Origin of the sequence: Streptomyces malaysiense (assembly GCF_000980885.2) — a bacterium.
Taxonomy (GTDB): domain Bacteria; phylum Actinomycetota; class Actinomycetes; order Streptomycetales; family Streptomycetaceae; genus Streptomyces; species Streptomyces malaysiense.
Genome location: NZ_LBDA02000032.1, coordinates 26913 through 39299, shown reverse-complemented (window position 1 = coordinate 39299; position 12387 = coordinate 26913). Strand labels below are relative to the sequence as shown.

4 protein-coding genes are annotated in these 12387 nt (G+C 74.6%); all 4 read left to right on the top strand.

What is annotated here, in order from left to right:
• The first annotated feature begins 56 nt into the window (after positions 1-56).
• The 4 genes from VT52_RS14315 (at position 57) to VT52_RS14300 (ending at position 12292) form a co-directional block, all read left to right on the top strand.
• Positions 57-7367: a non-ribosomal peptide synthetase gene (locus tag VT52_RS14315; protein ID WP_053055565.1), complete on the top strand. Its 7311-nt coding sequence runs from the start codon at positions 57-59 to the stop codon at positions 7365-7367.
• Between the two features lie 82 nt (positions 7368-7449).
• A complete protein-coding gene (locus VT52_RS14310; RefSeq protein WP_046423251.1) occupies positions 7450-9006 on the top strand; it encodes an argininosuccinate lyase in 1557 nt (518 codons plus the stop codon).
• Positions 9006-10019 carry a GHMP family kinase ATP-binding protein gene (locus tag VT52_RS14305; RefSeq protein WP_063888357.1) on the top strand — a complete coding sequence of 338 codons (1014 nt, stop codon included), beginning with the start codon at positions 9006-9008 and terminating at the stop codon, positions 10017-10019. The genes VT52_RS14310 and VT52_RS14305 overlap by 1 nt, the downstream gene beginning before the upstream one ends.
• A gap of 2 nt (positions 10020-10021) precedes the next feature.
• Complete coding sequence (locus tag VT52_RS14300) at positions 10022-12292, top strand: pyridoxal-phosphate dependent enzyme (RefSeq protein ID WP_046423248.1); 2271 nt, start codon at positions 10022-10024, stop codon at positions 12290-12292.
• The last annotated feature ends 95 nt before the right edge of the window (positions 12293-12387 follow it).

Here is a 12387-nt window from a genome sequence, read left to right as displayed (position 1 = left end):
AACCAGTGGGATCAGTGCCGCACGTCCAAAAAGACGTGGCGGTCGAGGGAGTCGACTTGGCCACTCACGTCACGGCCGAAGCGTTCACCGAGCCGTCGGTCAGCGTTTTCCGCGCCTCGCGGGCCCAGCAGCGGATGTATTTCCTCCAGGAGATGGAGGAGGGCAGGCCGACGTATCACATGCCGGTCTTCTGCGCGCTCGACGGTCCCGTGGACGCCGAGGTGCTCCGCTCCTGCGCCCAGGGACTGCTGGACCGGCACGAGGCACTGCGGACCCGATTTGTCCTGGAAGACGGGGAGTTGACGCAGCACATCGACGCCTCGGCGCGGCTCGACTGGTCGGTGGCGCGGGAGCACGGCGACGTCGATGCCGGGCGCTGGATGGACGCCCAGCACCGCAGGCCCTTCGACCTGGCGGCCGGCCCGCTCTTCAGGGCCGCGCTGCTGCGGCGGCCCGAGGGTGCCGTACTCGCCCTGGCGATGCACCACATCGTCGGGGACGGGTGGTCGGCGGGGCTGCTGCTCAAGGAGATCCTCACCGACTACGCGGCCCGGACCGGTGCGGCGAACGCGCCCGGTGCCCGCGACTTTGAGCCGGAGGAGCCCGAGTTCCAGTACGCCGACTTCTCCGAATGGCAGGAGGAGTGGCTGCGCGGACCCGCGGCCGAACGGCAGCTCGCCTACTGGGCGGCCCAGTTGGGCGGCGAGCTGCCGTCCGCGGGGCTGCCGGCGGACCACCGGCCGGGCGGGGAACCGCTGCCCCGCCGCGCCGCCCTCCACGAGGCGGCGGTCCCCGAGGACGTCCAGGCGCGGCTGGACCGGCTCTGCCGGGAGACCGGCAGCACCCTCTACACGACCATGCTCGCGGCCTTCCAGGTCGTCCTCGGCCGCTACACGGGCGGCTCGGACATCCTGGTGGGCACGCCCGTGGCCAACCGCAACCGCGGGGAGTTCGCGGACACCGTCGGGCTGTTCGTCAACACCCTCGTGATCCGCTCCGACCTCTCCGACGACCCCCGGTTCCGCGACCACCTCAAGCGGTTGCGGGACACCGTCGCGGACGCCCAGGACAACCAGGACCTTCCCTTCGAGCGGATCGTCGAGCACCTCAACCCCGAGCGCGGCACCGACCGCGCACCCCTCTTCGACGTCGTGTTCGGCCTCCAGGACGAGGCGGAGACCACCGCGGCGCTGCCCGGTCCCCGCGCCCGGCTGCTCGAAGGCCCGCCCGGGACCGCCAAGTTCGACCTGACCTTCGATGTCGTACGGGGCGACGACGGCGTCCGCTGCCGGCTGGAGTACCGCGCCGATCTGTTCGAGGCCGCCACCGTCGAACGGTTCACCCGGCACTACCTGAACCTGCTGGCCGCGGCCGTCGCGGAGCCGGAACTGCCCGTCAGCCGGCTTCCCATGCTGAGCGAGGAGGAACGGCGCCCGCTCGTCTCCGCCCTGCCCGATCAGGCGGCGGCCGCCGCCGTGCGCTGCGCCCACGAGGTCTTCGCCGAGCACGCCGCCCGCACCCCCGGCGCCGTCGCCGTCACCGACGGCGCGCTCGCCCTCGGCTACGGCGAACTCGACCGCCGCGCGAACCAGTTGGCGCACCGGCTGCGCGCACTCGGGGTCGGCCCCGACACTCTGGTCGGCCTGTGCGCACCGCGCTCCGCCGAGCTGGTGGTCGGCCTGCTGGGCATCCTCAAGGCGGGCGGCGCCTATCTGCCGCTCGACCCGGACAACCCGCCGGAGCGACTGCGGCACATCATCGGCGACGCCGGGCTCCGCCATGTCGTGGGCACCACCGCCACCCGGCCGCTGTGGGAGGCCGCGGCCGCGCACACGGTGGATCTCACGGCCGACGCGGTTCAGCTCGCCGAACTGCCCGGCACCGCGCCCGACAGCGGTGTGACACCCGATCATCTCGCCTACGTCATCTACACCTCGGGCTCCACGGGACGCCCCAAGGGCACCCTGGTTCCGCACCGCAACATCACCCGGCTGTTCTCCGCCACCCGCCACTGGTTCGGCTTCGGCCCCGGCGACGTGTGGACGCTGTTCCACTCCATCGCCTTCGACTTCTCCGTCTGGGAGCTGTGGGGCGCGCTGCTGCACGGCGGACGGCTCGTCGTGGTGCCGTACGAGGTCAGCAGGTCCCCGGAGGACTTCCACCGCCTGCTGTGCGACGAGGCGGTCACCGTGCTCAACCAGACCCCGTCCGCCTTCCACCAGCTCGACCGCGCGGACGCCCGGCGCGCGGCCGGACCGCCCGGCCGGCTGAGCCTCAGGTACGTGGTGTTCGGCGGTGAGGCCCTCGACGTCGGCGCGCTCACCGGCTGGTTCGGCCGGCACGGCGACACCGCGCCCCGGCTGGTCAACATGTACGGCATCACCGAGACCACGGTGCATGTCACCTACCGCCCGCTGACCGCCCGGGACGCGGCACAGGGGCGGGGCAGCGTCATCGGCGTGCCCATCCCGGACCTGCGGCTGCACCTGCTGGACCGCCACGGCGACCCGGTGCCGCGCGGCGCCGCCGGCGAGCTGTACGTCGCCGGGGCGGGTCTCGCCCGGGGCTATCTCAACCGCCCGGAACTGACCGCGGAGCGCTTCCCCACCGCGTCCTGCGGTGAGCGCCTCTACCGGACCGGCGACCTGGCACGGCTGCGGGCCGACGGCGAGCTGGAATACCTCGGCCGCATCGACGACCAGGTCAAGCTGCGGGGCTTCCGCATAGAACTCGGCGAGATCGAGGCGGCGCTCACCGCGCACCCGGGCGTCGGCGCCGCCGTCGCCCGCGTCGTCCCGGACGCCACCGGGACCCCGGTACTGGCCGGCTATGTCGTGCCGGCCGCCGAGCACCCCGCGGCGAACGGCCCCGAGGCGGACGGCCCCGTCCCGGGCCCCCTCACCGTGGACGGCCTCCGCGCCCACCTGGCGGCCCGGCTCCCCGGCTACATGGTCCCCGGCGCCCTCGTCACCCTTCCCGCGCTCCCCCTCACCGCCAACGGAAAGGTGGACCGCCGCGCGCTGCCGGTCCCGGGCGCGACGACAGGCGCGCTCGCGCCCGGATCGGCGTACGAACCGCCCCGCGGTCCCGTCGAGACGGCACTCGCGCGGATCTGGCAGGAGGTGCTCGGACACGAGCGGGTCGGCGCCCTCGACAACTACTTCGCCCTCGGCGGCGACTCCATCCGCTCCCTCCAGGTGCTCGCACGAGGCCGGGAGAGCGGGCTGCGCTTCGGCGTCGTCGACCTCATGCGGCACCAGACCGTGCGCGGCCTGGCGAAGGCCGTCTCCCAGGACGCGGGCGCGGCGGAGGGAACACCGCCGTACGAGCCGTTCTCGCTGCTCACCGCGGCGGACCGGGCCGCGCTCCCCGAGGGGCTGGACGACGCCTACCCGATGACGCGGCTCCAGGCCGGGATGCTCTTCCACAGCGATCTGCCGGCCGCCGCGGGACGCGTCTACCACAACGTCTCCGCCTACCACGTGGAGGCGCCCTGGTCCGAGGCCGCCTGGCGGCAGGTGGTCGCCGAGGCCGCCGCCCGGCACGAGATGCTGCGCACCTCCTTCGACCTGCACGGCTACGGCGAACCCCTGCAGTTCGTGCACCGCGACGCCCGCCCCGAGATCACCTTCGAGGACCTGCGCGGGCTCGACGAGGCGGCGCGGGAGGCGGCCGTCGCCCGGCGCTACGAGGCCGAGCGCACCAGCCCCTTCGCCTGGGACCGTGCGCCGCTGATCCGCTTCCATGTGCAGCGCCGCTCCGACACCGCCTTCCAGCTGTTCATCGCCGAACACCACGCGATCGTGGACGGCTGGAGCGAACGCTCGCTGTTCACCGAGCTCAGCGCGCGCTACGTCCGCCTGTGCGCCGGGGCCGACGCGCCGGCGCCCGCCCCCGCGCCGCGCTCCCGTTTCGCCTCCTTCGTCACGCTCGAACGCGCCGCCCTCGCCGATCCGGCGCACCGGTCCTTCTGGGCCGGCCGGACGGCCGGTGCCACCGTGACCCGGCTGCCCCGCACCGGCCCCGCGGGCGCGCCGCCCCGGATGTCCTGGCACCACGAGCCGCTCCCCGCCGGCCTGCACGAACGCCTCACCGCGCGCGCCGCCGAACAGGGCGTGCCGCTGCGCACCGTCCTGCTCGCCGCGCATGTGCGGATCATGGCGCTGATGGGCGGCGCCGACGAGGTCACCACCGGCGTGGTCCACAACGGGCGCACCGAGGAGCCGGACGGCGACAAGGTCGTCGGCGTGTTCCTCAACACGCTGCCCTTCCGCTGCGTCCTCACCGCCGAGAGCTGGCGGGAGTTCGTCCGGCGCGTCGCGGACCTGGAGGTCCCCGTCCACGAGCACCGGCGCTTCCCGCTCGCGGAGATCGTGCGCGCCGGCGGCGGCAGCGCGCCCTTCGACACCTTCTTCAACTACACCCACTTCCACGTCGAGCGGGAAGGCCCCGCCGACGGCGCGTTCACCGTGCTGGAAGAGATCGGCGAGGCCGACACGGACTTCGCGTTCGGCGCGGAGTTCTCCCGCAGCCCGGACGGCCGGCTGCTCGAACTCGGGCTGCGCTACGACGCCGCCCGGTTCCCCGCCGAGCGGATGGCCGCGGTCCACGCCTCGTACAGGGCGGCGCTGCGGGCCCTCGCCGACGCCCCGGACCAGGACTGCCTCACGGCCGACCTGCTCCCGGAGGCGGACCACCGGCGGTACGCGGAATGGAACAGCACCCGGAAGCGATACGAACATCCGCATGTGCTCACCGAATTGATCGAGCGTCAGGTGCGGGTGTCCCCGGATGCCGCGGCCGTGCGCTTCGAGGGCGGTGAGCTGAGCTACCGCGCGCTGGACGCCTCGGCGGAGGAGCTGGCCGTGCGGCTGCGGGAGCGCGGTGCCGGTCCGGGGGCGTTCGTCGGGCTGCTGCTGGAGCGCTCCCTCACGCTGCCGGTGGTCCTGCTCGCCGTGCTCAAGTGCGGTGCGGCGTATGTGCCGTTGGACCCGGAGCACCCCGAGCGGCGGGTGCGGTCGCTGCTGGCGGAGGCGGGGATCGGGCTGGTCGTCGCCGGCGAGGAGTGGGGCGTACGGCTTCGGGACGCCGGCGTGGGTGTCGTCGTACCGGGCGAGCCGGACCCCGGGCCGGACCGGCCGGTGGACGTGCCGCGCGCCCCCCGGCCGGCCGCGTCCCCCGACGACCCCGCGTACATGATCTTCACCTCGGGTTCCACCGGCACCCCCAAGGGCGTCGTGGTGTCCCACCGGGCCATCGCCAACCGGCTGCTGTGGATGCAGGACGCCTACGGCCTGGCCGCCGGTGAGCGGGTGCTCCAGAAGACGCCGTACACGTTCGACGTGTCGGTGTGGGAGCTGTTCTGGCCGCTGCTCACCGGTGCGACGCTCGTCCTCGCCCGGCCCGGCGGGCAACGCGACCCCGGCTATCTGGCCGCACTCGTGCGGGACGAGCGGATCAGCACCGTGCACTTCGTGCCCTCGATGCTGGCCGTGTTCCTGGACGACGGCGACGCGGTCGCGAAGGCCGCCGGGCTCACCCGGGTCGTGTGCAGCGGCGAGGCACTGCCCGCCGACGTGCGGGACCGGTTCTTCGAGCTGCTGCCCGGGGTCGAGCTGCACAACCTCTACGGTCCGACCGAGGCGGCCGTCGACGTGACCGCCTGGCGGTGCGCGCCCGGCGACGGCGACGCCGTGCCCATCGGCCGGCCCATCGCCAACATGCGCACCCATGTCCTCGACGCCCGTCTGTCGGAGGTCCCGCTGGGCGTCACCGGCGAGCTGTACCTGGAGGGCGTCGGGCTGGCCCTCGGGTACCACGGCCGCCCGGACCTGACCGCCGAGCGGTTCGTACGGCACACCGGCGCCGACGGCGTCACCCGCCGCCTGTACCGCACGGGTGACCTGGCCCGGCACCGGCCGGACGGCGCCCTGGAGTACGCCGGCCGCACCGACCACCAGATGAAGATCCGCGGCTTCCGGGTGGAGCCCGGCGAGATCGAGGCGGTGCTCGGCGAACACCCGGCGGTACGCGGCTGCGCCGTGCTGCTGCGCGGGGAGCGCCTGGTCGCCTACGCGGTGACGGCCGGCGCCGACGCCACCGCCACCGGCACGGGCACGGGCGCCGGCGCCGGCGCCGAGGAACTGGTCCGGCACGCCCGAGCCCTGCTCCCCGACCACATGGTCCCGTCGGCGTGGGTCCTGCTGGACGCCCTGCCGCTCACCCCCAACGGCAAGCTCGACCGCGCCGCCCTGCCCGCGCCGGACCCGGCGGGCGCGCTCCGCCAGAGCCCGCCCGAGCCGCCCCGCGACGGGACGGAGGCCCGGATCGCCGCGATCTGGGAACAGCTCCTCGGCACCGGACCGGTCGGCGTGCACGACGACTTCTTCGCCCGCGGCGGCCACTCCATCGACGCCCTGCGCCTCATCGGCCGCCTCAACGACGCGTTCGGCGAACGGCTCTCGGTCTCCACGGTGCTGGAGCGTCCGACCGTCGCCGGCCAGGCGGAGGTGCTGCGCGCCCAGCGGCGGCCGGCCGGCCCTGACACGGTCGTCCGCATCCGGCCGGGCGGCGGCCTGGACCCGCTCCTCCTCGTCCACCCCATCGGCGGTCACGTCCTGTGCTATCGCGACCTCGCGGCCGAACTCGCCCCTGGTCGACCGGTGTTCGGGCTCACCGCACCGGGACTGGCGGGCACGGCACCGGCCGGGGACGCCGGCACCCCGGGAACCGTCGAGGAACTCGCCGCCGCACACCTCGCCGCGCTGCGCCGGATCCGGCCCGAGGGGCCGTACCACCTGGCCGGCTGGTCGTTCGGCGGACTGCTCGCCTACGAGATGGCCCACCAGCTGCGCGCCGCCGGCCAACGCGTCGGGACGCTCACGCTGCTGGACACGGCCTACCCCGGGACGGTGGACGTCCCCGAGGACGAGGTGTCCCTGCTGGAGTGGTTCCACGACGATCTCGCGCGTTCCTCGGGGACGGATCCCGGCCCGGAGGCCGGTGCCGCGCTGCGCGCCGACCTGCTCGCGGCCGCCGGCACCCCGGCCCGGCTGCGGGTCGTGGCCGGCCGTCTCCCGGACGCGGGGCCGGACCTGGACGACCTGGTCCGGCACTACACCGTCTTCCGTACCGGCCTGCTGGCGACCGCCCGCTACCGGCCGCCCGCCGCCCCGGGCCCCCTCCACTTCCACCAGAGCCTGACCGGCGCGGGTCTCGGCTCGGCGAAGCGGTGGGCGGACCGGGTCCCGGACGGTCTGGTCCGGCACGACGCCGACGCCGACCACTACCAGCTGGTGCGGCCCCCGCACGTGCGTGCCGTGGCCGCCGCGCTCGACGCCGCCCTGGCCGCGGCCGACCACCGCTGATCCCGCCCTGTCCCGTTGCCACGAGCCGCCCGTCGGCCCTCCCGCACCAAGCCCGCTCACACCACAGAACGGACACCGTCACGTGACGAGCCAGTCCCCGGCACCCGCCGCCGAACTCACCGGCCGCATCAGCGGCGGACCGAGCGAACTGCTGCACGACGAGGTGCTCGCCCCGCAGTTCCGGTTCGAGTCCCGCCATCTGCTGCACCACTACGTCGCCATCGAGAAGACCCTCGCCGCCGAGTACGCCCGCATGGGGCTGCTCGACGCGGACGAGGCACACGCCGTCGCCGCCCTCCTGGACGGGGTGGGCCCGGACACCCTCAGCGCCCGTCCCGACGCCAACATGTCGGACATCGCCTTCGCCATCGAGCGGCACGTCGAGACGGGGCTCGGCCGCCCCGTCGTGCGCTGGCACGTCGACCGCAGCCGCAACGACCTGCAGGCGTGCGCCCAGTTGATGTTCGGCCGTGAACGGCTCATCGGGTTCGCCGGGGCCCTGGCGGAGCTCGCCGAGGTCGTCGTAGGGCTCGCGGAGCGGACCCGCGAGCTGCCCATGCCCGGGTACACGCACTTCCAGGCCGCCCAGATCATCACCCCCGGCTTCCATCTCACCGCGCTCTCCGAGCACTTGCTGCACACCCAGCGGCGGCTGCTGGCCGCCTACGACGGCATCGACGCCTGTCCGCTCGGCGCCGGCGCGATGGCCGGGCAGGAACTGCCGTGGGACCGGGTCAGGATGGCCCGGCTGCTCGGCTTCGACCGCCCGCAGTCCAACGCCCTCACCGCGGTCGCCTCCCGCCGCTGGAGCGCCGAGGCCACCGCCGAACTCAGCCTGCTCGGCGCCGCCCTCAGCCGCTTCACCACCGACCTGCTCAGCTGGGGCGGCAGCGAGTACGGTTTCATCGAGCTGCCCGACGAACTGTCCGGCATCTCCTCGGCGATGCCGCAGAAGAAGAACTACCCGGTGCTGGAACGCGTCCGGGGCCGCACCGCCCATCTGACCGCCTTCCACGCGGACGTCCTGCTCGGCCAGCGCAACACGCCGTTCTGCAATCTGGTCGAGGTGTCCAAGGAGGCCGGTACCCACGTCCTGGCCGCCTTCGACTCGGCGCACGGCACCGTCCGGTTGCTCACCGAGGTGCTGCGCCGCCTCACCTTCCGCGCGCAGCGGATGCGCGAGGTGTGCGAGCGGGAGTTCCTGGGCGGGTTCAGCCTGGCCAACGCCCTCACCCTGACCGAGGGCGTGCCCTGGCGCACCGCCCAGGTGATCGCCGGCAAGTACATCGTGCGGGCCGTCGGCGCCGGTGCGCCGCCGCACCCGGGCCTGCCCGGACTGCTGGTCGAGGCGGCGGCCGAGCACGCCGTCGCGCTCACCGATCCGGCCGGGCTGCTCGCGGACGCCTTCGACGTGCGGCGCGGGCTCGAACGCCTGGTCTCGCAGGGTTCGGCGCGGCCCGAGGCGGTCGCCGAGGCGCTGCGCGTCCAGCGGGAGGAATACGCGCGGGTGCGGGCCGCCTGGGAGCGGCGGGCCGCGGCGGTCCGCGCGGGTGCCGCCGAGACGGACCGGGCGCTGGGGCTCACGGCCGCGGCGGACTCCGCCGAGGGTGCCGTGCGCGCGGACGAGGGGGACCGCTGATGCCGCCGTCGCCGATCTCCAGCCCGGCCGCCGCGCCGGCCGCCCTCGAACCGGGGCTCGGGCATGCCTTCGGCACCTTCGGGGAACTCCTCCAGGGCGCGCTGCCCGAACCGGACGGCGACTTCCTCGTGACGTTCCCGCTGGCCCGGTGGGCGAGCGCCGTCTTCCACCCGTGGCCCGGACGGCAGGACGTGCGGGTCGCGCCCGCCCACAAGGTGAAGTCCCGGCGCACCGCCGAGGCCGTACTCGCCGCGCTCGGCGTGACCCACGGCGGTCTGCTGGAGCTCGGCGGCGACCTGCCCGAGGGCAAGGGCATGGCCAGTTCGTCGGCCGACCTGGTCGCCAGCGTGCGAGCCGTCGGCGCGGCCTTCGGACGGTCGTTCTCCCCCGCCGAGACCGAGGCGTTCCTGCGGGGCGTGGAACCGGCCGACGGTGTGATGTACGACGAGATCGTCTGCTTCCACCACCGGGGCGTGCGTCTGGGCCGCAGGCTCGGCACGCTGCCGCCGTTCGCCGTCGTCGCGCACGACGAGGGCGGGCAGGTCGACACCGTCGCCCACAACCGCACGGCCGGTCCGATCGGCGGCGCGGAGCGGCACGAGTACGCCCGGCTGCTGGACCGGCTCACCACCGCCGTCGTCGACGGCGATCTGCCGGCCGTGGGCCATGTCGCCACGCGGAGCGCGGAGTTGAACGGCCGGCGGCGGGAGCGGCCCGGCTTCGACCGGCTCCGCGCGCTGTGCGCGGAGGTCGGCGGGCTCGGCCTGGTCCTCGCGCACAGCGGCACCCTGCTCGGGGTGCTCCTCGAAGCCGGCGACCCCGAACTCGACGCCAAGTCCGCGCACATCGGGGCCGGTTGCGCCGCTCTCGGCGGCGAGGTGTCCGTGCACCGCTCGCTGGGCGCGGGCGACGACTGGACCGGACCGCGCCGAGGGCAGCACACCGGTTCCACCGGCCCCGCGTCCCCTCCCGCCGCAGACGTCCCCGCCCTCCCTCACGAGCTGGAGATCTGACCATGCTGTTCGACACGCTTGCGGACGCGATCGGCAAAACGCCGCTGGTCCGGCTGCGCCTCGGCGAGGCACGCGGGGTGGAGGTCTACGCCAAGCTGGAACTCCAGAACCTCTTCGCGATGAAGGACCGCGTCGCCCGCAACATCATCCTGGAGGCCCGGCGCCTGGGCACGCTGCGGCCGGACGCCCCGGTCGTGGAGAGCTCGTCCGGCACCATGGCCCTCGGTGTCGCCCTGGTGGGCCGCTCGCTGGGCCATGAGGTCCATATCGTCACCGACCCGCGCATCGATCCCGTCACCCTCGCCAAACTGCGCGCCCTCGGCTGCCGAGTGCACATCGTGGCGGCGATGACCAGCCACGGCTGGCAGTCCGCCCGGCTGGAGCGGCTCGCGGAGCTGATGGCCGAACTGCCCGGCGCCTTCTGGCCCCAGCAGTACACGAATCCCGACAACCCGGGGGCCTACCGGGAGTTGGCCGGCGAGCTGCTCGCCGACCTCGGGCACATCGACACCGTCGTCGGGGCGGTCGGCAGCGGCGGATCGCTGTGCGGCACCTCCCGGGCCCTGCGGGAGAGCCTTCCCGCCCTGAAGGTGGTGGGCGTGGACTGCGTGGGCAGCGCCCTGTTCGGACAGCCCGACGTGCCCCAGCGGCTGCAGAGCGGCCTCGGCAACAGCCTGCTGCCGAAGAACCTCGACCGCTCGCTCGTGGACGAGGTGCACTGGCTCAACGACCACGAGGCGTTCGCCGCCACCCGGGACCTCGCCCGGGAGCAGCAGATCTTCGCCGGCAACACCTCCGGCTCCGTCTACCGCGTCCTCGGCGACCTCGCCCGGCGCGCCGAGCCGGGCTCCCGCATCGTCGGCATCATGCCCGACCGCGGCGACCGGTACGCCGACACCGTCTACAGCGACGAGCACTGGGACACCCACCGGCTGCACGAGCTCCCGGCGCCCGAGCGGCCGTCCGTCATCCCGGCCGGACAGACCGCGCTGAGCTGGTCCCGGCAGCCGTTCCGGGCCCCCGGGGAGCTGCGGCGGCACCTGGTCTTCGTCGAGTCCAACACCACGGGTACGGGCATGCTCGCCCTGGAACTGGCCCGCGGGGACTTGGGCACCGTGCCGGTGCTGCTGACCGGTGACCCCGACCGGTACCGGGGGCTCGCCAAAACCGGCGCCGAGGTGATCCGCTGCGACACCAACTCGGACGCCGCCCTGCGCGCCGCAGTCCAGGACCGCTTCCGGCGCGAGGAGATCGCCGGCATCACCACCACCAGCGACTTCTACGTCCCCGCCGCCGCGCGCCTGGCCCGCTGGCTCGGGCTGCCCGGCAACCCGCCGCGGGCCGTGGCCGCCTGCCGCGACAAGTCGGCGCTGCGGGCCCTGCTGGAGACGGCCGGGGTGCGCCAGCCGCGGTACGCGGTCGTCCGCGAGCCGGGCGAGGTGGCCGCCGCCGTGGCCCGGACCGGACTGCCCTGCGTGGTCAAGCCCGCCGACGACTCCGGTTCCGTCAACGTCCTGCTCTGCGCCGACGAGGCGACGGCCACCGCCCACGCCGAACGGGTCCTCGCCGTCACCACCAACGTCCGCGGCATGCCGACCGCGCGCACGGTCCTCGTGGAGGAGTACCTGGACGCCCCCGAGTACAGCGTGGAGATGTTCACCTGGGACGGCCGGGGCGAGTGCGTCGGCATCACCGAGAAGTCCGTGACGGGCACCCCGCACTTCGTCGAGCACCGACACCTCTTCCCGGCCCCGTTGCCGGCCGAGACGGCCCAGCGGATCACCGAGACCGTGACCGCCGCCCTGGACGCGGCCGGGATCCGGCTGGGGGCCACCCACACCGAGGTGAAGCTGACCGCCGAGGGGCCCGCCGTCATCGAGATCAACCCGCGCCCCGCCGGCGGCATGATCCCCGAACTCATACGGCTGGCCACCGGGGTCGACCTGCTGGAGCAGCAGCTGCGCACCGCCGTCGGGCTCGCACCCGCGCTCAAGCCCGCCCACGACGCCCACGCGGGCATCCAGTTCCTGCTGCCCGATGCCGACGGGGTGCTCGACGCCGTCGCCGGGACCCAGGAGGCGGCCGCCGTGCCGGACGTCGAGTCGGTCACGGTCACCGCCGCGCCCGGCACGGCCGTGCGGCGCCCGCGCAGCGCCGGCGACCGGATCGGGCACGTCATCGCCGGCCACCCGACGCCGGAGCGGGTGGCGGCGGCGCTGGACGAGGCGCACCGCCTGGTGCGGCTCACCGTCGGCACCGCTCCCGAGGCGTAGGGCCTCGCTGCCGGAGCCCGGATCCCGGATCCCGCCGGGTCGCGGCCCGGCCAGGAGGCATCGCCGCCCGCGGCCGACCTGATCCGACACAGAGG

Excerpts from the sequence above, each read along its gene's own strand:
- VT52_RS14300 (WP_046423248.1), top strand. The coding sequence starts at position 10,022 with ATGCTGTTCGACACGCTTGCGGACGCGATCGGCAAAACGCCGCTGGTC.
- VT52_RS14305 (WP_063888357.1), top strand. The coding sequence starts at position 9,006 with ATGCCGCCGTCGCCGATCTCCAGCCCGGCCGCCGCGCCGGCCGCCCTC.